Genomic DNA, 21,742 nt, shown 5'->3' with positions numbered 1-21,742 from the left:
CTTATCGTAGTGTATACGCCCTCAGCTTATCATCATTAAACCCAAACAGATAATATTTCCGGCCTTTCGCATTCCTGACCAGTAACGACGAGCGTACCTGACCGTTAAGCCTGATACCGCTTTTTACCGGCGGATAATATTCAAATCCGTTTTTAGTGTATTTATACAACTGACCATAACTGGCATCCAGGCGACCAACTTCGGGTTTAAAACCGTAAAAATTGCCCCCAAGCATTATTGAAGGGATGCCACTACCATCAATATCGTCGCATAAAATAGTATTTACGCTTGATAATTGCGCATAATAAGGCAACACCTGCGCTGTAAATTTACCGTTACCATTGTTCATAAACACCGATGAAGTAAAATAATTTATTTCGTGTACCTCGGCGCCCTGCAACATATCATCAGTAAACACCTCGTTAAATGTTTTCCCGGCGTAGTCGGCATATTTCAGGTATTTCTTTTTTAGTATGGGCATCTGGCCTACCAGGTCGGGCTTCATATGAAAAACGTACGGCTGGTGCTCGCGGTATATTGATGCTACACATTCTTTGGTACCGTTACCATCAAAATCTTTTACGTATAGCCGCATAGGTTCCTTATCCGATCCTCTGAACTTACTATTAAGCCCTAAATTCCCGGCAATAATATCCGGTTTGCCATCGCCATTTACATCGGCTACGGCCAGGCTGCTCCACCAGCCTTTGTATTGGTCCAGTTGTTTATCAAGAGTAAAGCGACCGCCCTGGTTACGGTATACCTGTATACCCATCCAGTTTCCTGCGATGATAAGGTCAGGATAACCATTGCCGTCTATATCGGCCCATACCGCGGATGTAACCATACCGGGCTTATTTGTACCTAAAACTTGTTTGGTAACATCAGTAAAGCGGCCTGTGCCATCATTATGCATCACGTATGAATTAGGCGATTCGCCATACGTACCCGGAACGCTTCTTCCACCAATAAACAGGTCGGGGTGCCCGTCCTTATCATAGTCTGCCGCTACAATAACCGAAGCGTTCACCGCCGCCGGAATCATCTTTTGCGGGTTACGGTGCAGGTTACCCTTACCATCATTCTCGTAAAACCTTGGGAAGTAAATATTAGTGCCCGCCTCTTCGGCATTACCACCCACACCAATAACAAGGTCCTGATCGCCATCGCCATCAAAATCGCCAAATGCAGCTCCGGCATTTTCCAAATAAGTTTGCTTCGCCAGATCGGCCGGAATGTATTGTTTAAAATGCCCGTTCTTTTGCTGCACATAAATAGCGGCAGGGCTATCCTTTGAACTACCGAAATAAAAATCGTCGAGGCCATCATTATTGATATCACCTTTAGCCATGTATGGGTTCTCGGTAGAGAGCATCTGGAGCATCAGCCGCTCGTTATCAAAGTCAATAAATCCGTCTTCGGTATGTTTGGGTACGGAGTCAAACAGGGTTTGCTCTGTTTCGGTGAACAGGGGCTTAACTACCGGTTTTATATAATTGTACTGCCTGTCGGCATCAGTAAAATTGTAGGCGTAAACTTTATTTACAGCTACGTTTTTAAGGGTTTGGTATTTGCCACCCGGCCAGATCACCTGCATGGAATCAATTTTGCCGATCTTACCCAAACCGATAGTCATGAGATTAGGCGATGTGCTGCTTTGGAAACCCCGTGTTGGCTGGTGGTAACAGGTTAATTGCTGGTTGCCGGCAAAAACCTTTACCGTAGTACCTACGCCAAACCGGTTTTGCCCCGGGCCGGTAAATTTTAGCTGTATATGGTTATTATGTAAACGCTCGGCATTGCTTTTATATACAGATACCGGCATGTTGACGTTGTTAACGATCAGGTCGTTATCGCCATCATTATCCAAATCTCCATAGGCCGCGCCATTGCTGAATGAGGGCTTATCCAAGCCAAAATTAACTACCTCGTTGGTAAAAGTGAGGTTTTTGTTGTTATGGTACGCGTAACTTACCAACGGCGTGGATATCATCTTGTTGGTAAAGTCCTTGTAGTCGAATTTCTTTTTTTCGGCAATTTTGTCCATGTTTTCGCGGTTGCCTAAAAACTCCACGTAGTCCTGGTCGGTAAGGTCTTTATAGATGCCGTTAGATACAAAAATATCTTTCCAGCCGTCATTATCCATATCAAAAAATAAGGCTCCCCAGCTCCAGTCTGTAGCTGGTACTCCCGCGCTAAAAGCGATCTCCGAGAAAGTGCCATCGCCATTGTTCAGCTGAAGGCAGTTTTGCATAAACTGATTAAAATAACCATCATGCTGCTTGAGCTTAATCACATCGTATGATTCAAACGAGGTCATTTTTTTGAGCCGCTTATCCCCTTCTGGCAGCATTTCGGTGGTAAATATATCCAGGTTACCATCGTTGTTGATGTCGGCAATGTCTGACCCCATTGATGCCAGGCTCAGGTGCCCCATCTCGTTCTGGATATCCTCTTTAAAAGTACCGTTATGCTGGTTGATGTACAGGTAATCGCGCTCAAAGAAATCATTGGAAACATAGATATCCGGATAGCCGTCATTATTCACATCAGCTACAGATACGCCAAGCCCAAACCCAATATCGCTGGAGTAAATGCCTGCCTGCTGGGTAACATTGGTGAAATGCCCGCCATCATTACGGTAAAGCCTGGCGCCGCCAAGCGGGTCAACCACAGCGCGCAGATTTCTGCTGAAATCAAAAGAACCGATAGGCCTGAAGGAATTGTTTAGGATAAAGCAGTCCAGGTCGCCATCGTTGTCCATATCAAAAAAGATGGATTGGGTTGAAAGGCCATTGTCAACCAGTCCGTACTTCGCGGCTTCCTCTTTAAAAGTACCATCGTGCTGGTTAATAAAAAGCTCATTTCCTTTACGGTCAATTATATTGCCGCTGTGGCACACGTAAATATCCAGCCAGCCGTCGGCGTTAATATCAACCATCGTTACACCTGTGCTCCAGTATTTGGTACCTTTAACACCGGCTTTGTCGGTAACATCATCAAACTTCCAGTTGCCGCGGTTAAGATACAGGTGGTTACCACCCTGGTTGGAGGTAAGATACACGTCGTTCAACCCGTCGTTATTTACATCGCCTATGGCTACTCCGCCACCATTGTAATAATTACGGAACGAGAACACGTTGGTACGGTCCTGCACGTTAAGCATGTTGGCAAAATCAATCCCCACGGCGCTATTGTCCTGAAGGGTAAACAAAGGATTTTCCACGCCCGACTTATGGCAGGAGGTAAAACCAAAAAGAATAAATAGCAGGGGTAAAAAACTACTCTTTTTAAGCATCACTGTAGCTCGGAAAAAACAAACGTAGCGAATTGCTTCGCTACGTTTAAATCAAATATAATTAATTGGAAACAGGTTTACAATTAATAACCCGCATTTTGTTTCAGGTTAGGGTTGGTATCAACCGCACGCTGAGGAATAGGGTATAAAGTACGTGTTTTATCAGTTTGGTTAGGGCGTTGGTCAACCGGATCATTGAACTTACCAAAACGGATAAGGTCATTTCTTCTCCAGCCTTCCCAGTATAACTCACGGCCACGCTCTGCAAGGATATCAGCCTCGGTAACAGTAGCGTAAGTTTTACCACCACGCGGAACACTGATCAGGTTCATAAGCGCGGCCGGTGTTTGGCCAAGCGGATCTGTACCGCCACGGAATATCGCCTCTGCCTTCATCAGCAATACGTCAGCATAACGCAGGATAACGTAGTCGTTATCTTCACCGCTATCATTTACAGTTCCATCAGCATTAGGGTGCGGGAAGTACTTAAACACACGGATACCCTGTGCTTCTGTTGAGAAGTTAAGGTTTACCTCACGAGTAAATACCAGTGGCTGGCCACCGCGTTGCTTTAACACTTTGCCGCCCGGGCCATACTGCTGTCCAACTGCAAAACCGGCGCGTAAACCTACCTTATCGGTAAGGCCTGGATAAGCTACGCCACGGCGCTCATCACTTGCCTGGAATGAATCATAAAAATCGGCCAGGGTAGTAAAGCCGTTCCAACCGTCAGGTGTTTGGTTGTAGTGCAAGCCCATTTTCCAGCGGTTTTTAGCTGAAGCTTTAACCACTGCAGGCGTGTTGTATATACCAAAAATATTTCCGCGTGACTGGTCTGAGTTATCCCATGCGAAATCCTGGAAATATTTACCTGCAGGTTCAAGTGTATAACCGGCCGCGGTTACCGCGTTGGCATAATATATAACCGAGTCCATATCCGATTTTGCAAACGTGAACGGACCACCAACGGTACCGGCTGTATATACCGCCTTGTTCAAATAAACTTTGGCTAATAAGGCATCGGCTGCGGCTTTGCTGGCAACGCCTATGTTTGCTACACTGTTGGTTAAGTTAGCGTCAGCAAATCTCAGGTCTGCAATAATGAAATTGGTTGCCTCAGGGCGTGCATATACTTTTGGTATTGACGAGTTTGGAGCAGCCGGGTCGCGGAAAGGAGCCTGGCCGTAAAGGTCAACGATCTGGAACATAAAGTAAGCTCGTAAAAAACGGGCCTGTGCTTTAATGCTGTTATCTGTTGCACGGTCAATAACCTGTGTTGCACGATAAACACCGATATTCAACTGGTCCCAGGTATCATTAACCTGGTTGTGTGATGGTGTCCAGGTATGGGTATGCAGCTTGCGCCAAGTACCAAAGTCGCCCCAGTCAGTACCGCGGGTCGGGCCCATCATTTCGTCTGTTGAATGTTCCTGCAAGGCATAGGTGTTAGCCTGGTCGGTTTGCCCGAAAAGCTGAGAATAAACACCGTTAAGGTCTGATGAAGACGACGCGCCACCATCATCTACTGATTTTGAGCCGTAAACCGTCTCATTTAGCTTCTTACAACCTGCAGTAGCTATAAGTGCCAGGCTGCAAATTGCTAATTTCACTGTTAATCTTTTCATACTAAATATTTTATTAGAAACCTGCATTTAAACCTAAAGTGAAAGTACGGGCACTTGGGTAAGCGGTGTAATCGATACCGCGTGAAGGCACACCGTTTCTTTCTTTGTTTGTGTTAATTTCAGGATCAAGACCACTGTATTTTGTTATCAGGAATATGTTTTGGCCTGTAAAGTTTACACGTAACGATTTGATTGCACCGCCTTTGATAGGGAAAGTGTAACCTAAGCTCGCGTTTTGTAAGCGCAGGAAATCGCCTTTTTCAAGGAAACGTGTTGACACCTCACCTGAGTTAAGCGGGTTTTCATTAGTGGCTGCAACTGCTTTTGTTACGTTACGACCACTAACCAGGTTGCCTTTGTAGAAGAAAGCGTTAGCTGTGTTGTTGTAGATATAGAAACCGGTTTGCGCGTTCAGGAAGAAGCTCAGGGTCCAGTTTTTATAGCTGAAGTTGTTGGTTAAACCTGCAATGAATTTTGGAAGCGGGCTGCCCTGTGGTGTAGCAGCATCAATACCGTTTGGATAGATACCGAAACCATTTGCATCAAGGCCACTGTACACAGGTACGTTAAAGGTATACAACGGATAGCCGTTACCAATAAACTGTGAGTAAGCGCCAGACAGACCCTGACCATCAATGTTACCGGTAATTACGTTACGGTTACCGAAGTTTTCTACACGGTTCTTGATCAATGTCATGTTGTAAGAGATATCCCAGCTAAAATCTTTACCCTGGATAGCCGATACGTTTAAGCCTAACTCCACACCGGTGTTACGTACGTTACCCGGTAAGTTTACCCAATAGCGGTTAACCGCTGCAGGCTGTGCAAGATCTTGCAGGAACAGCAGGTCTTTTTGCGATTTATTGAAATAATCAACACTACCGGTTACACGCCCTTTAAGGAAGGTGAAGTCTAAACCTGCACCATATGCGGTTTGTGTTTCCCATTTAAGATCAGGGTTGGCCGCGTTAAGTGGTGTGGTTGAGGTACCATAGTAGTTAAGCTGTTTTAAAGCCAGAGAAGCGTATGATGGGTAATCCTGGTTACCGGTTTTACCCCAGTTAACTCTCAGTGCTAAATCATCAAAGAAACCACCCTTAGGCATAAAGCTCTCGTTAGAGATACGCCATTTACCGGCAAGTGCAGGGAAGTTGGCATACTGGTGGTTTTCACCGAAACGAGATGAACCATCGCGTCTTACCGTAGCGGTAACAATGTAACGATCTTTATAAGAATAGTTTAAACGTGCAAAGTATGACTGCAACTGGTATTTGCTACTATCCCCCACCGGATAAGCCAGGTGATTCTGGAACTGGTCGTAATTTTTCAGGTACTTACCACCGCTGCCCCAGCCAAACTGGCTGCGATAGAAATTTTTGTAGGTTTGGTAAGAGTAACCTACCAATGCTGTTAACTGGCTGTTATTGCTGAATTTTTTATCGTAATTTAAAGTATGCTCAGTAGTAACGCTAGTTAACTCGTTGTACTGTAATATACCACGGCCATTACCTGTTGCCGAAGGCACGTTGAAATCACGAATGTTAGTTTGATCGGTAAAACCTACAATGTAAGGATCAAAGAAGGTTTTCCTCAAGCTGCGAGATATATCAACACCTACGTTGCCTTTGTAATAAAAACCATCAAAGAATTTAATAGTTGCGGTTAAGTTATTCAGGTAACGGTTAATGTTATCGCGGTCATCAATCTGGTTAAGCATTGAAACCGGGTTACGGAAGCTGTTACCCACAGGGAAACCGTTAGCATCATAACCGTTAATGTTAAAATAACGGCCGTTTGCATCATATACCGGCGCGGTTGGGTTAAGCTGGATAGCTGAACCGATCAACGAACCATTGAAACCCGCGTTATTGGTAATTGGCGCATACTGGTTTTTTACGTTTGAATACAATGAGGTAAGGTCAAACTTAACTACATCCTTAAAGAAAGACTGCGACGCGTTGATACGGCCTGTAAAACGCTTAAGGTTAGTATTTTTTACGATACCTTGCTGGTCGTCATAACCAACTGATGCGCGGTAGTTACCGGTATTGCTGGCACCGCCAAAAGCTAAGTTATAGTTTTGTGAAACAGCTGTACGCAATATTTGCTTTTGCCAATCGGTGTTACCGCCGTAATCAACAGCTGTTGCATCAGCACCTACAGCGGCTACGCTTTTCAGGAACTGGTCGCGACCCAAAAGATCATACGTTTTAGCAGCATTAGATATACTGGTGCTGGCACCAAATTGTATACCCGCGCCTTTACGACCTTTACGTGTAGTGATCAGGATTACACCATTGGCACCACGTGAACCGTAAATAGCCGCAGATGACGCGTCTTTTAACACTGAAATGTTTTCGATATCGGCTGGGTTAATGAAGGCTAATGGGTTACGTGCCGAAGCGCTACCCGCGCCACTGTCATAACCACCTGCGGTACCACCGTTATCCAAAGGCACACCGTCAACTACGTAAAGCGGACTGCTGCCTGAACGGATAGAACTTGCACCACGGATGTTAATGGTTGCACCTGCACCCGGCTCACCACTTGCCGGCGTTACCGATACACCTGCTACGCGGCCCTGCAATAACTGCTCGGGAGTAGCAATAACACCTTTGTTGAAGTCTTTGGGGCTTAATGAAGCTACAGAACCAGTAGCGTCTTTAACGCGTTGGGTACCGTAACCAATAACCACCACCTCGTTAAGGTTGGTACTGGCCGATTCTAGGCTAACAGACAATGAAGTTTGCCCGTTTAATGCCACGGTTTGCGGTTTGTAACCAATGTAGGTGAAATTAAGGCTGGTTACAGATGCCGGTACGGAAAGCCTGAAGGTACCATCAACAGAGGTTAATGTACCTGCACCGCCGGGAGCGCCTACTGATACGCCAATTAATGGCGAGTTGTCTTTTTTATCGATAACCTTACCTGTAATTACTTTGTTCTGGGCCAGTGCAGGCTGAACAAACAGGCAGGTTAAAGCAAAAAAACAAAAAGCGAGTAAGTGTTTAAATTGCATAGTTTGTGGTTTAATTAATAATTGGTTATATAAAGTTCTTGTAGCATGAGCAAGCATATCACCAAACAGCACGAACTAACGTTCCCGCAACGTGAATAAGCAACATGGCCTGCAGCCGCTAAAAAATTATCTTTTGGTTATATTGGTTTATAATCGCTTTCGCGCTTCGGAAATCAATTATTTAACAAGCCTAAACTTGTAAAAGTTTTGTTTCCTCATACAAATATGTGTGTACTTATCGTTATTACCTACTATTTTGACCCGGCAATTAAAAAATATAAGATTTATAAAATATATAATTCTGAATATCAAACAATTATATATTAAAAACACTTTAAAAATATAACGATATTTTAAGCTAAAGAGCTGCATTTGATGCTGTAAAACACGTTAAATAGTTTTTAAAGCATGCTTATAACGATTTTGCTAATCAACCGGTTCAACCGCTTTAATTTGCATAATGCATTGCTCAAATTGCTCAGGATTTTTTGCCTTGGCCTTTATCCGCATTTTGTACACATAAATGGTATTAACAGAGTACTCGAGTATCTTGGCAATCGTTTCATTATCGTTTATCCCCATTCTTATGAGGGCGAAGATGCGTAAGTCGGTATTTAATACTTCGTGCTCATGCGGCCATATCTGATCTTTCTCTTCAAACTGCGAATTAAACACGGTAATGAAGTTGGGAAATATCTTAAGGAAAATATGATCAAAACTATGGTAAAGTACTTCGCGTTCCTTTTTAATGTTAATGTCATTCATGATACCCCTGATATCATCATACTTTTTGATGGAAAGCTTGGTATCAACCGACATCTTTAGTTTTTCGAGCTTAAGGATATAGCCTGAAATCACTTTAAAGAACTGGCCTATATATTCCTCCTTGATATGCGCGTCTTCACTCAGCTTATAGTTAATATCCTTCAGCAGTGTGTTCTTCTCCTCTATCACTTTCTCTTTATGTTTCAGTTTGGCTAATTGTTTGTATATCATCACCAGGAAAATGATCACCAGCGAGGCCAGTGCAGTGATAGCCGCAAGGTAACCGAGAATTTTACGTTTTTGCTGTTCGGTATTATTCAGCTCCTCCGCGGCAATTACGGGCAAAATAGCGCCTATCTGTATCTTACGCTGCCGGGCTCCGTAAAAATCGGCATCGGCTTTGGCCAGCTGTATAAATTCGTAGGCATCTTTCACTTCACCGGTCTTATACAATTGTTCGGCAAGGCTAAAGAGCGCCACGGTTTCTTTGGTAGAAGATTTAACATCGGCAATGGCCGATCGGATGAGCATATCCATCCCTTTGTCCTTTTCCCCGTTGTTAATGAACATCTGCCCAAGCGAACAGGCTACCATGGCCCGCAAGTGCATGGATATATCTGTTTTGGGGCCAATCAACTTACCTAACTCTGCGGCTCCTGCCACATTATCATTTTCGCCTACATGTTTTAAGCCGGTATAGTAAATACGCTCTATAGAACCTGGAGCCGTTAATTGAATGGCCGAATCAATATAGGCGTTGGCTCCACTTATATAATGCGGTGTAAAGTATTTATCGCTGTTATATTTAGCCAGGTCGCTGTTGCAGCGATACATAATAAAATAGTACTCCTTACGCATGCTATCATTAAGTACCCTGGGGTTAATCACCCGCATTACATCAAACGTTTCCTTAAACATGCCCGACGACAGCAGAATAAAGCCCAGCTTGATCTGGCTGTAATACGCACGAGACATATCATTGATGGCCGTGCTGATATCTTTCAGCTTGTTCACATACACATAAGCAGAATCGTACTGGTACGATTTATACTCCTCATATAACTCCAGGCATAGGTCATACTGCCGGGTATGATCGCCGGGAGGCGTATTTTGATACTGCTGCCTTAATTTCTGTATACGGCTTTGCTTGGCACCGTCATAAACGTCCTTTTTACTCAGTGCTGTTTTTAAAGCTGTCAATAGGCTGTCTGTCTGCTTGCTAAAAGCAGCGACAGGGCTAATTAACAGTAATACCAACAGTACCCGTAACAACAATTTCATATAACTGGCAAGAGAGGATGAATAACTGGCATAAAAACGTCTGTAGAGCCGCTTTTACTAAGCGTAATAATAGTAATTATCCTTTGAATTAAATTACAGGTGCACGGTTTTTATGAAAACCGCAATAAAAAAACCCGTAACTTAAAATAAGTTACGGGCCAATTATGCAGGGGTATTAAAAATTGCTAATCCTGGTAGGTTACGGTTAGTTCTTCACTACTATTGCGGAATACAATGCTCTGCACATTTTCTCCCTCTACAGGGTTGGAAAAGCCCGTAGGGTCAAAACGTGAAATTGGCACCATCAACGACTGGAAATCTTTGTTGGCGCGGCTGGCTCTGCCATTAATTTTAACAGGCACACTGTCCTCTTTAAAGCCATGCAATATCAGCTTTATGTTATTGAATTTAGATTTCGCAGAACCCTCTACTCTGCTAAAGCTGATCGACTTTTTGGTTGGATTGTAGGATATGTCGCGTTTGTAGTACTCCCCTTTCTCGTAATTGAATGATGCACCATCATCTTCATAATAAACAAATTTATTGTTGATGCTGCCTTTGTAAACATGAAGGTAAAGTGTATCCGCTGGTGTTTGAGTGGTATTTTGCACGAGCGACTGCATAGGGATAATGCTGCTTTCCTTTACATATGCCGGCAGTTTTGAGATGCCGAGGTCAATAGCGGTCTTTTGATTGCCTTGCTGTACCCGACCATTGTAAAGATTGTACCATTTGCCTTGCGGGAAGTAAAGTTTACCGTAATTGGTAACACCATCAAACGGGAATACCAGAAAAGCTTTACCAAACATGTACTGGTTTTCGTATAGGCTGTTGTAAACATTTTCGTCGTGTGTATAATCGATGGTGAGCGAACGCATGATGGGGCTCCCGTTTTGAGTAGCTTCATAAAAGCTTGAGTACAGGTAAGGGAGCAAACGATAACGGAGGTTAATGTAATTACGGGTGATCTCGAGCACCTCTTCGCCGTAGGCCCAGGGCTCAGATGCCTTAGAATTAATGCCCGAGTGGTTACGCATGTAAGGGTTAAACGCGCCTATTTGCATCCAGCGTGCATACAAAGCCGGCGACGCCCCACCCGTAAAGCCGCCCACGTCCATACCAGAGAACGGTACGCCGCTTAGGCCAAGGCTGTTTAGCAGGCGTACACCCAGCAGCATGTGGTCGTTTTCGGCGCGGTTATCACCCGTCCAGATAGCCGCGTAACGCTGCAAGCCCGCATACCCTGACCGTGTGAGGATGAATGGCCGCTTGTTCTCTCTTGCTGCCTTGTAACCCTCATAGCTCGAGCGGATCATTTCTAAACCATATACGTTATGTACCTGCGGATGCGCCGCGCCTTTACCTTCATAATTAAACAGGATATTATCAGGCGCTTTTTGGCCCCAGGTACTAAATTCGTTCATATCGTTCCAGATACCGCTTATCCCTTCCGATGCATATTTTTTTAATTCATTGGCCCAAAACGCCCGTCCCTTAGGGTTGGTAAAATCCGGGAAATGGCACCAGCCCGGCCAAACCTGCCCGGTATAGTAACTTCCATCTGGGTATTTGGCAAAAATATCGTCCTTTACACCCCGTTCATAGGTGCCATAGCCTTTTTCTACCTTTACACCGGGGTCAACAATAAGCGTTACCTTAAAACCCATATCACCCAGTTTTTTGGTCATGGATGTAGGGTTTGGGAAACGGCTTTCATCCCACGTAAATACTTTGTATTTATCCATGTAATGAATATCAAGCGTAATACCATCGGCTGGTATCTTCTTCTCTCTCAAAGTCTCGGCTATACGCATTACTTCTGTTTCGGGGTAATAGCTGTAACGGTTTTGCTGGTAGCCCAAACTCCACAAAGGCGGCATTTTCATCAGGCCCGTTAATGAAGTGTATGACCTGATGATGTCGGCAATGTGCGTATGGTAAATAAAATAGTAGTTCATCTCCCCGCCTTTAGCGCCAAAAGACGAGAACCGGTTATTACTGGCACCAAAATTAAAATCGCTTTGCCAGGTGTTATCGAAAAATATCCCATAATTCACCTGATGGTGCACGCCTATATAAAACGGTATGGTTGAATAAATAGGGTCCTGGTTGGTGGTATAAGCATAGGTATCACTATTCCAATGAGTGTAAGCATTTCCTTTTCTGTCGAGCGGGCCGGTCTTTTCGCCCAAACCTATAAAATGCTCGTTTTCCTGCATATGTTTATAGGTGGTAACCGATTCGTTTACCCATGATGTGGTTAAACCCGGTTCGTCCTGGTTGATCACTTCGCCGCCTGGGGTAAGAAATGTTACCAGAAAGGGTTGTTTCTTAATATTTACCTTTAAAGAATCAGTATTGATGTTGATCTCATCAGCCGTTTGGTCGACACTGACCCGCGTTTTGGCAGGTGTGCCGATAACCGCGTAAGAAAAATCGTCGCCGAGCTTTTGCTTATCCATGCGCACCCGTACGATAGTGGGGCTGTATACCGTTAGTTTTATAAAGGCATTATCTGTAGTAATATCTACCTGCTGCCCGCTAAGGGTTACAGCGGTGACGTTACCGGTTTGCTTTACCCCGCTTTGGGCATATATCTTTTGCAGGGGTGTAATAAAAAGTAGCGCGATAGCTAAAATTCTGTTGAGTTTCATCTGTAAAAATTGGATCGTAGGCCGGGTTTTGGTTTCCGGGTAATTGGTTTTGTGCGGATGAAATTAAAACAGATGATGCGTTTAAGCTATCAATTTAAACTTTGTATACTTTTTTTATAAACATAAGACCCGCTTATCTTATCAATAAGCGGGTTTTGCAACTGTTGCAGCTATAAAAATATAAGCGATAATTTAAGCTAAAAACTTTAATAATCGGCCAGAACAATGATATTATCACTAATAGGGGCTATTTTTTCATGCCCGTTAAGGAAGCCCAGGCCCACTACAAAACTAAAGCCGGCTACCTGGCCGCCCATTTCCTTTATCAGTTCGCTGGTAGCGTTAACAGTGCCGCCGGTGGCCAGCAGGTCATCATGTATAAGTATGCGATCGCCGGGTTTAAAAGCGTCGGTGTGTATCTCTATGGTAGCGTTACCATATTCCAGGTCGTATTTTTTTTGATTTACCGAATAAGGTAATTTACCCGCTTTACGCACCGGTATAAAAGGAACCCCTAACTGTACCGCCAATGAAAGGCCGAATAAGAACCCCCGGCTTTCCACTCCCGCAACGGCATCAATATGTGTATCCTTTAACCTGGCTACAAAAGCGTTGTTAATTTGGGTACAAAGCTCAGGATCTTTAAGTATGGGGGTAACATCCTTAAAAACTATACCCGGCTTTGGGAAATCGTGAATGTCGCGTATGGCTTCCTTTATTTGCTGTTCTATCATTTATAAATTAAATAAGGTTCAATTTTACGCAAAATTTGTTCATCCATAATGGCAATTGTTGCCAAATCATTTATACCCGTGTAGTTGCCGTGCTGGGTGCGATATTCTATGATAGCGTTTACCTGTTTATAGTTAAGGTACGGCAATAAGCGCAATTTATCGAAGGTAATGGTGTTGATGTTTATTTTATGGATGCGGCTTGGGTTTACCCTTACTTGTCCTTTGATCTCGCCATACTTTACCTCGTCTATACCAAAAACCTCTTTCAGTTGTTCTTTATTAACAAAACCGCCCAAGCGTTCACGATAATAAATGATACGTTTGGCAAAAGAGGGTCCTATACCTTCAACAGTTACCAACCGGGCCGAATCCGCGCTGTTCAATTCTATCACCTGTGCCGTGTGGCTTACCGACTGCCGTATCCTCATCTGCGGAGCTAATCGGGTATAAAGTGAATCGGTTATGCCATATATCTTTTTCAGGTCTGTAGGTTTACGAAAACGCCCGCCTTTGGCCAGGTAGTTTTCTATAGTGCGGGCCTGCGCATCAGTAAGCCCATGCCGTTGCCAATCGGCATAGGAAGCACTATTGGGATCAAAATGAACGGCCAGTCCTGTACGTGTATTTTGCCTGCCCGCGTTTTGCTTTTCTAACAGGGCAACCGCCGCGGCAAACTCCTTTGCATTTATTGTATTATCTTTGCGAAAGCCTCTGTAAATATATGGCGCCGCAATTACCAGCGCCATCAGCAGCAGCATAACCACCAAGCCGTTCCATTCTGCTTTAGTAATGGAAAACTGTTCTTTTAGCTTTGGCTTCATTTTGGATTGGCATATGGTTTAGCAAGAGGTTAAATTAGTAATTTTTTATAGAGTTAGCAGCGTTTTATACCCATGAAGATAATTACCACCGAAGAGTTTGCCAGGGCTACTAAATTGGATAAGCTTAAAATGCCCGGCCTGGCCGCTCTTTTAATGGAATTAATGAAGATTAACCAGGTAAACGAATTGTTTGCCCAGGCACAACCCAAAGTAGGCCCTGACTTTGTTGACGCCATATTAGAGGGCTGTGGTATTACGGTTGACTTTGATGAAGATGAGCTGAAGCACATCCCCAAAGATGGCGCTTTTATAGCCATAGCCAACCATCCGTATGGTGGCATAGAGGGAATGGTATTGTTAAAGATACTCACCATGGCCCGCCCAGATGCTAAATTGATGGCCAACTTTATCCTGAAAAAGATCCCTAACCTGGCCGATTATTTTATTGCCGTAAATCCGTTTGAGAATGTAGAACATTCGTCGAGCATCAGCGGGTTAAAAACAACGCTGGAGCTATTGGCTAACGGTACCCCCATAGGTATATTCCCGGCGGGTGAGGTATCTACCTTTAAGGTTGAAAAACGTGAGGTGACCGATCGTTTGTGGCACCCTGTTGTAGGCAAGATCATCGCTAAAGCTAAAGTGCCTGTAGTACCCATTTATTTCCACGGTAACAACGGGCTGCTGTTTAACCTGCTGAGCATGATACACCCTGCCCTGCGCACTGCTAAGCTACCTTCGGAATTGTTTAATAAACATGGCCATACCATTAAGCTGCGCATTGGAAAACCCATTAAGTTTAATGATATCCCCGATAATAATAATAGCGGCAAAATACTTAACTACCTGCGTGCCAAAACCTATGCCCTTGGTGCCGGGCTGGATGAAGAGAAAAAGATATTTAGTCCGCGTAACCTGTTTAAGATAAAAAAACTGCCTGAGGCTATTGTACCGGAAACTCCCGCTGATAAACTGGAAAAAGAAGTAGAACCGCTGCGCGAGAATTACCGCGTTTGGGTAGAGAAGAACTATGAAGTTTTTATTGTACCTACGTCTGAAATACCCTGCATCATCCGTGAGATTGGGCGTTTGCGCGAAATTACTTTTCGTGAGGTTGGCGAAGGCACCAATAAAGCCACCGACCTTGACGAGTACGATATTTATTACCACCACCTGTTTATTTGGGATACCGAAGGTAAAGCCATTGTTGGCGCTTACCGCATAGGCCTGGGCGACGAGATATTTTACAGCGTTGGTAAAAAGGGCTTTTATATCAACGAACTGTTTAAGCTTAAGGAGCAATTTACACCCGTATTAAAGAAAAGCCTGGAACTTGGCCGCTCATGGATACGCAAGGAATATCAACAGAAGCCGTTGCCGCTTTTCCTGCTTTGGAAAGGTATATTAAAATATGTGCTGGATAACCCGCGCTACCGCTACCTGATAGGCCCGGTGAGCATCAGCAATAATTTTTCCAAGTTCAGTAAGTCGCTAATAGTTGATTACATTAACCGTAACCACTTTGACCATGACATGGCCCAGTTGGTTAAACCCCGTAAAAAGTTTAAGGTAAACTTTGAAAATATTGATACCGACGCACTGCTGGCAGCCGGCGACTCGTTCAAAGGGCTCGACGCGCTGATATCTGAAGTTGAAACGCACAGCATGAAGATACCGGTATTGCTGAGGCAGTATATAGGCCTCAACGCCAAGATCATCAGCTTTAACATTGACCCTAAATTTGCCGATTGCCTGGACGGTTTCCTGGTACTCGATCTGCAAAAGGTACCGCAGGATATGTTGGAAAAACTGGGGAAGAACCTGTAAGCATACCCAAAATACACACCTTTAAAGATGCTTCCCTACCGGGAGGCATTTTTTATGCGCTTTAGTAGCGCAATTTGAGCTTACGTGTGAGCCTGAACATTACCCAAAGTGGCGTAACATGTGCCAGTTTGGTATCGTCGTTAAAAGATTGCTCTTTGCCTTCTATCTTACCACCTATATACTGGCCAAGTAACGCAAGTAGCAATATGCCTACACTTACAGCGCTTAGCTGCGGGCCGCCCGCTTTTTCCCATGTTTCAAACTGCATAATGAGGTAGCTAAAGCCAAACATCAGGAACAGCATAAAATACGACAACAATGGCGATAATTTGAGGTAATAGTAAATAGCAATGGCAATTACAAAAGAGGCCCAGTTAAAGTAGCCTTTGTAGGCCTTTAAAAAGCCAATCTCCGGGAAGGGAACAGCCCAGGCCATACCTAATATCCCCAGCACCATTAGTGGTACGCAAATGTAATGCAACACACGGTTGGTAGGGTTTTGATGACTGGCATCTAAACGTGCGAAAAAAACTTCAACCGGGCGCAGGTCTTCATGCTTTGGTTTGGCGGGACTTGAATATTTGTGGTGTTGTTTACCCATCTCTAAAAACAAAAAAGCCCTCCCCGTTTACAGAGAGGGCTTGTGCAAAGCTATAAATTATTTCGCGAACGCTACTGAGCGTGTTTCGCGGATAACGGTCACCTTTATCTGGCCAGGATAGGTCATTTCGGTTTGGATACGGTTAGAGATATCCGCCGCTAAAACTTCTGATTGCGCGTCTGATATCTTTTCGCTCTCTACCACTACACGTAACTCACGGCCTGCCTGTATGGCAAATGTTTTTTCGACGCCAGGATATGATAAAGCTAAGTCCTCAAGCTCTTTCAGGCGCTTGATGTAACTTTCTACCACCTCGCGGCGCGCGCCCGGCCTTGCGCCCGAAATAGCGTCACAAACCTGAATGATGGGTGATAACATCGAGGTCATCTCTATTTCATCGTGGTGGGCGCCTATGGCGTTGCAAACTTCCGGATGCTCTTTGTATTTTTCGGCCAATTGCATACCCAAAATTGCGTGTGGCAGTTCAGGGTTATCATCAGGCACTTTACCAATATCGTGCAGTAACCCTGCGCGTTTTGCCAGTTTTACGTTTAGGCCCAATTCGGCCGCCATGGTAGCGCAGAAGTTAGCCACCTCGCGCGAGTGCTGCAGCAGGTTTTGCCCGTATGATGAGCGGTAACGCATACGGCCAACCATGCGGATCAGCTCCGGGTGAAGGCCGTTGATACCTAAATCGATAACGGTACGCTCGCCTATCTCTACAATTTCTTCTTCTATCTGCTTTTTAGTTTTGGCAACCACTTCCTCAATACGGGCAGGATGTATACGGCCGTCGGTAACCAGGCGGTGCATAGCCAAACGGGCTATCTCGCGGCGAACCGGGTCAAAGCCTGAAAGGATGATCGCCTCCGGCGTATCATCAACAATGATCTCGATACCGGTAGCAGCCTCCAACGCGCGAATGTTACGCCCCTCACGACCAATGATACGGCCCTTTATCTCATCGTTCTCGATGTTGAAGATAGATACCGTATTCTCGATAGCGGCCTCTGTAGCGGTACGCTGTATGGTTTGGATAACGATCTTTTTAGCCTCCTTATTAGCGGTAAGCTTAGCCTCATCCACAATGTCCTTTATCTGCGCCATAGCTTTACTGCGGGCTTCTTCGCGCAGGTTATCAACCAGCTGGTTTTTGGCATCTTCCGCACTTAAGCCTGCTATGTTTTCTAACTGAGCTACGTGCTGATTTTTAAGGTGTTCAACCTCTTCCTGTTTTTTAGCAACTACCTCGGTTTGTTGCTCCAGCTTCTTACGAATATTATCGAGCTCGCTTTCCTTGCGGTTAAGGTTCTCCAGTTTCTGATTAAAAGATTGCTCTTTTTGTTTGATGCCGTTCTCGCGCTGATTTAGCGTATTGTTCTTAGCATTTACTTCCTGCTCGTGCTCGGCCTTCAGCTGTAAAAATTTCTCTTTTGCCTCTAACAAACGGTTCTTTTTAAGGATCTCCGCGTTGTTCTCAGCATCTTTTAATATCTTCTTTACTTTGTTTTGGGCTGCTATTTCCTGGTCTTTGAATAATTTACGCAGCAGGAAACGCCCTATGACGATTCCCGTAGGAACGCCGCAAAGCACCCCTATAATTACATATAATACACTGTTCATTCTCTTTTTTAGGTTATAAAATAAAAAAACCGCAACTAAACTTCTAAGTGTTCATGTATTGTTAAAACTTCTTGTCGGATGTATCGGACCACGGGTTACCGTTAAAATACACGATCAACGCATGCCTCCTTTTTGATCCGGAGATATTGAAGCGTTAAGTTTTTAATAGTGAAAACTTAAAATTTAACTGCGGTTAAATCTTAATGGCTCATTTTTGAGCTGAAAGGTAAAAGGTAAAAGCTAAAAGGTTTTCGCTTTCGGCTTTCCGCTTTGTGCTTTGAGCTTATTTAAAGAACGTTATTGTTTAGAAAAAAAGTCGTTTAGCAAATGATCTAACTGATAAACCTTTTCGGTAACCTCGGTATCTTCCGTGCTTACCTTTTTATCTGCTTTTAATGATGATGTTGCGTAGTGCAGCACACACATTGATAGCAGGTCTTGTTTATCTCTTACCGCATAATTTTCCTGATATTCCTTTATACGGTCGTTAATCAGCTTTGCTGCCCTTCTTATAATTTCTTCCTCTTCCATGTTCACCTTTAGCGGGTAAACTCTGTCAGCAATATTTATTTTTATTGAGATTTCTCCCATTTGAGCTTTTCACTTTCTGTATTACTTCTTAAGCAACACAATACACTTATCTATTTCCTGCACAAAGTCGTTAATTTTTTGCTTAATGTCAACACTTTTTTCATTTGTTTCTGAAAACGACTTTGCCAACTTCAATACACGAAGCTTCTCTTCCAGTTCTTTGGTCTTATTAGTACTGGCCTTAAGGGCTACATTTAACGCCTCACTCTCCAGCTTTAACAGGTCATTCTCCTCCTGCAAAGCCGTACAAAGCTCTATCAGCCTTTCGGTTTTTTCTACTACGTTATTTAGTTGGTCGGCAACTGACATTATTAATTGTTGAATTATGGAGTTACTGAATTATTGATTTAAAGTAATCGTTAGAAATATGATAAGGGAAGACACCCAATCAATAATTTCATCGATCAGTAATTCAATAATTATTTCCTAATCTCCGCTCCTGCTTCTTTGCCTAAATTATAAATAATTTTCTGCATGATGGCGTCTATAGCCTTATCGGTCAAAGTTTTTTCGGTGTCCTGCAAAATAAAGCTAAGCGCATATGATTTTTTTCCGGCAGGCAGCTTATCGCCCTGGTAAACGTCAAATACGCCTATCTCTTTCAGCAGTTTTTTATCGGCACGCTGTGCAATTTGTTTAAGCTGACCAAATGTTACAGCAGTATCAACCAGCATACTCAAATCGCGGCGCACGGCCGGAAATTTAGATACTTCCTGGTAAACGATCACGTTTTTACGTACTGCGTTCAATATCAGGTCAAAGTTAAAATCGGCATAGAAAACCTCTTTATCCAGATCAACTTTCTTTAAAGCAGTTTTGGCAACAGCACCAAACTTAACCAGTTGCTTGCCGTTGAGCATGTATTGCAGGCCGTAAGCCAGTTTACTGCAGGTGGCATCTTCAACCACGTAATCGGTTATTTTAAGGCGCTGCAAAATACCATCAACTACGGCTTTTAGGTTGTAGAACGAAACCTGCTTTTGCTTATGGTTCCACTGCTCGGCAGTATCGTTACCGGTGATGAACACCGAGAAGCGCTGGTTCTCTACATACTTATCTTCTTTGGTAGCATAAACCTTACCGAACTCATAAAATTTAAGATCGGAGCTTCTGCGGTTCTGGTTATAGGCAATAGCCTCCAGACCCGAGTACAGCAAGGTTTGGCGCATAGCATCCAGATCACTGCTGAGCGGATTCACTATCTTAACGGCACTTTCCGGTTTATCAGAGTATGCCAGTTTGGTAAGTGAGTTAGCCAGCATCTCGTTGAAACCGTTGGCGCTCAGCATATCTGAGATAGCGTTTTGCACAGTATCTTTCTCCGGGCGCTGCGATGTGTTTAACGACGCGCGTATCTGCGTAGGTATCTCAATATTGTTGTAACCATACAGGCGCAATATCTCCTCTATCACGTCAACCTCGCGGGTAACATCTACACGGTAAGGCGGCACTTGCAGCGACAGGCCTTCGGCTGTTTCGTTAACGATCTTGATATCAAGTGAGGTCAAAATACTCTTGATGGTATCGTTACCAATGGCTTTACCAATTAAACGGTCGATATTTTTATAGGTCACCTCTACATTAAACGGTGCAACCGGTGCCGGGTAATGGTCGAATATCTCTGATGAAACCTCTCCGCCGGCAACCTGCTGAATTAACAAAGCAGCTCGTTTCAATGCAAACACGGTCATGTCCGGGTCAGTACCGCGCTCAAAACGGAAAGAAGCGTCTGTTTTTAAACCGTGGCGCTTGGCTGTTTTACGTACCGATACCGGATTAAAATAAGCACTCTCCAGGAAGATGACTTTTGTACTCTCCGTAACGCCCGACTTTGCACCACCAAATACACCGGCAATACACATCGGTTCATCGGCATTGCATATCATCAGGTCATCGGCAGATAGCTTTCTGTCCACATCATCCAATGTTTTAAAAACGGTGCCATCCTCAACATTCCTTACGATCACCGTACCACCGGTAATCTTAGCAGCATCAAAGGCGTGAAGGGGCTGGCCCAGCTCATGCAATACATAGTTAGTCACATCTACAACGTTGTTGATAGCACGCACGCCAATAACAGCCAGGCGTTGCTTTAGCCAATCCGGTGATTCTTTTACTTCAATACCTGAAATGGTAACGCCCGAGTAACGCGGACTTGCCTGCTCATTATCTACAAATACTTCTATGTTAAGGTCGTTATTATCAACCTTAAATGCAGAAACATCCGGCTTTTTAACAGCAATTTTAAGGAAGGCTGCAATATCACGCGCGGTACCCAGGTGCGAAGCCGCATCCGCACGGTTAGGCGTTAGGCCTATCTCGTACATGTAATCGTCCTGTACGTTGAAGTGCTCTTTAGCCGGCTTACCTACGGGCACATCAGCATCAAGCACCATAATACCCTCGTGGCTATGGCCAAGGCCAATTTCATCTTCGGCACAGATCATGCCCTCAGATACTTCGCCACGAATTTTGGATTTATTGATCTTAAAAGGTTCGCCGGTGGTCGGGTGTACCATAGTACCTACAGTAGCTACAACCACTTTTTGGCCGGCTGCCACATTGCTTGCACCGCAAACAATCTGCAGGTCTTCACCTGTACCAACATCAACTTTGGTAACCTTTAACCTATCGGCATTGGGGTGCTGGGTGGTTTCTTTAACATAGCCTATCACCAGGCCCTCTAAGCCGCCGGCGATAGCCTGTACCTTCTCGAGGCTTTCAACCTCCAAACCGGTACCCGTTAATATTTTTGAGATCTCTTCAGGAGATTTTTCAGTATCAATAAACTCTTTGAGCCAGTTGTATGAAATTTTCATTGCAACGGCAAAGATATGATTTGAGGGGGAAAGGAAAAAGGCGGTTTAGGTTCATTTGATGTCATTTCGAACGATAGTGATAAA

At 44.2% G+C, this 21,742-nt stretch carries 13 protein-coding genes; 1 reads left to right on the top strand and 12 read right to left on the bottom strand.

Annotated elements, in window-relative coordinates:
• Position 1 precedes the first annotated feature (1 nt).
• The 7 genes from CKK33_RS09160 to CKK33_RS09130 all read right to left on the bottom strand — a co-directional run bounded on the left by CKK33_RS09160 (position 2) and on the right by CKK33_RS09130 (position 14,197).
• Positions 2 to 3,298: a VCBS repeat-containing protein gene (locus CKK33_RS09160; RefSeq protein WP_095703816.1), complete on the bottom strand. Its 3,297-nt coding sequence runs from the start codon at positions 3,296 to 3,298 to the stop codon at positions 2 to 4.
• A gap of 83 nt (positions 3,299 to 3,381) precedes the next feature.
• Positions 3,382 to 4,923, bottom strand: a complete 1,542-nt coding sequence (locus tag CKK33_RS09155) for a RagB/SusD family nutrient uptake outer membrane protein (protein WP_095705801.1) — start codon at positions 4,921 to 4,923, stop codon at positions 3,382 to 3,384.
• Between the two features lie 13 nt (positions 4,924 to 4,936).
• Positions 4,937 to 7,942 carry a TonB-dependent receptor gene (locus CKK33_RS09150; protein ID WP_158223416.1) on the bottom strand — a complete coding sequence of 1,002 codons (3,006 nt, stop codon included), beginning with the start codon at positions 7,940 to 7,942 and terminating at the stop codon, positions 4,937 to 4,939.
• 426 nt (positions 7,943 to 8,368) lie between these two features.
• Positions 8,369 to 9,988, bottom strand: coding sequence for a DUF6377 domain-containing protein (locus tag CKK33_RS09145; protein WP_095703814.1), 1,620 nt, complete (start codon positions 9,986 to 9,988; stop codon positions 8,369 to 8,371).
• A 185-nt stretch (positions 9,989 to 10,173) separates the two neighbouring features.
• Positions 10,174 to 12,642, bottom strand: coding sequence for a glycoside hydrolase family 31 protein (locus CKK33_RS09140; RefSeq protein WP_095703813.1), 2,469 nt, complete (start codon positions 12,640 to 12,642; stop codon positions 10,174 to 10,176).
• A 206-nt stretch (positions 12,643 to 12,848) separates the two neighbouring features.
• The gene (locus CKK33_RS09135; RefSeq protein WP_095703812.1) at positions 12,849 to 13,376 is read right to left on the bottom strand and encodes an adenine phosphoribosyltransferase; all 528 of its coding nucleotides are present in this window, start codon (positions 13,374 to 13,376) and stop codon (positions 12,849 to 12,851) included.
• The gene (locus tag CKK33_RS09130) at positions 13,373 to 14,197 is read right to left on the bottom strand and encodes a helix-hairpin-helix domain-containing protein (RefSeq protein ID WP_095703811.1); all 825 of its coding nucleotides are present in this window, start codon (positions 14,195 to 14,197) and stop codon (positions 13,373 to 13,375) included. Before CKK33_RS09130 ends, CKK33_RS09135 begins: the two co-directional genes overlap by 4 nt.
• Before the next feature lie 72 nt (positions 14,198 to 14,269).
• Between CKK33_RS09130 and CKK33_RS09125 the strand changes: the two genes are divergently transcribed.
• Positions 14,270 to 16,024: a lysophospholipid acyltransferase family protein gene (locus CKK33_RS09125; protein WP_095703810.1), complete on the top strand. Its 1,755-nt coding sequence runs from the start codon at positions 14,270 to 14,272 to the stop codon at positions 16,022 to 16,024.
• A 61-nt stretch (positions 16,025 to 16,085) separates the two neighbouring features.
• Here the strand turns inward: CKK33_RS09125 and CKK33_RS09120 are convergent, their stop codons facing one another.
• The 5 genes from CKK33_RS09120 to pheT form a co-directional block, all read right to left on the bottom strand.
• Positions 16,086 to 16,625 carry a DUF962 domain-containing protein gene (locus tag CKK33_RS09120; protein ID WP_095703809.1) on the bottom strand — a complete coding sequence of 180 codons (540 nt, stop codon included), beginning with the start codon at positions 16,623 to 16,625 and terminating at the stop codon, positions 16,086 to 16,088.
• Positions 16,626 to 16,682: 57 nt separating this feature from the next.
• Positions 16,683 to 18,248, bottom strand: coding sequence for a ribonuclease Y (rny, locus tag CKK33_RS09115; RefSeq protein ID WP_095703808.1), 1,566 nt, complete (start codon positions 18,246 to 18,248; stop codon positions 16,683 to 16,685).
• 297 nt (positions 18,249 to 18,545) lie between these two features.
• Positions 18,546 to 18,839 carry a cell division protein ZapA gene (locus tag CKK33_RS09110; protein ID WP_095703807.1) on the bottom strand — a complete coding sequence of 98 codons (294 nt, stop codon included), beginning with the start codon at positions 18,837 to 18,839 and terminating at the stop codon, positions 18,546 to 18,548.
• Positions 18,840 to 18,860: 21 nt separating this feature from the next.
• Positions 18,861 to 19,151, bottom strand: a complete 291-nt coding sequence (locus tag CKK33_RS09105) for a hypothetical protein (protein WP_095703806.1) — start codon at positions 19,149 to 19,151, stop codon at positions 18,861 to 18,863.
• 107 nt (positions 19,152 to 19,258) lie between these two features.
• Complete coding sequence (gene pheT / locus CKK33_RS09100; RefSeq protein ID WP_369803591.1) at positions 19,259 to 21,673, bottom strand: phenylalanine--tRNA ligase subunit beta; 2,415 nt, start codon at positions 21,671 to 21,673, stop codon at positions 19,259 to 19,261.
• Positions 21,674 to 21,742 lie beyond the last annotated feature (69 nt).

The sequence above is a fragment of the Mucilaginibacter sp. MD40 genome, from assembly GCF_002288635.1.
Classification (GTDB): domain Bacteria; phylum Bacteroidota; class Bacteroidia; order Sphingobacteriales; family Sphingobacteriaceae; genus Mucilaginibacter.
This window is presented reverse-complemented; position numbering and strand designations above follow the sequence as displayed.

What these genes read in the sequence shown, in the direction of transcription:
- CKK33_RS09160 (WP_095703816.1), bottom strand. Translation starts at nt 3,298, where the DNA reads ATGCTTAAAAAGAGTAGTTTTTTACCCCTGCTATTTATTCTTTTTGGT.
- CKK33_RS09155 (WP_095705801.1), bottom strand. Translation starts at nt 4,923, where the DNA reads ATGAAAAGATTAACAGTGAAATTAGCAATTTGCAGCCTGGCACTTATA.
- CKK33_RS09150 (WP_158223416.1), bottom strand. Translation starts at nt 7,942, where the DNA reads ATGCAATTTAAACACTTACTCGCTTTTTGTTTTTTTGCTTTAACCTGC.
- CKK33_RS09145 (WP_095703814.1), bottom strand. Translation starts at nt 9,988, where the DNA reads ATGAAATTGTTGTTACGGGTACTGTTGGTATTACTGTTAATTAGCCCT.
- CKK33_RS09140 (WP_095703813.1), bottom strand. Translation starts at nt 12,642, where the DNA reads ATGAAACTCAACAGAATTTTAGCTATCGCGCTACTTTTTATTACACCC.
- CKK33_RS09135 (WP_095703812.1), bottom strand. Translation starts at nt 13,376, where the DNA reads ATGATAGAACAGCAAATAAAGGAAGCCATACGCGACATTCACGATTTC.
- CKK33_RS09130 (WP_095703811.1), bottom strand. Translation starts at nt 14,197, where the DNA reads ATGAAGCCAAAGCTAAAAGAACAGTTTTCCATTACTAAAGCAGAATGG.
- CKK33_RS09125 (WP_095703810.1), top strand. Translation starts at nt 14,270, where the DNA reads ATGAAGATAATTACCACCGAAGAGTTTGCCAGGGCTACTAAATTGGAT.
- CKK33_RS09120 (WP_095703809.1), bottom strand. Translation starts at nt 16,625, where the DNA reads ATGGGTAAACAACACCACAAATATTCAAGTCCCGCCAAACCAAAGCAT.
- rny (WP_095703808.1), bottom strand. Translation starts at nt 18,248, where the DNA reads ATGAACAGTGTATTATATGTAATTATAGGGGTGCTTTGCGGCGTTCCT.
- CKK33_RS09110 (WP_095703807.1), bottom strand. Translation starts at nt 18,839, where the DNA reads ATGGGAGAAATCTCAATAAAAATAAATATTGCTGACAGAGTTTACCCG.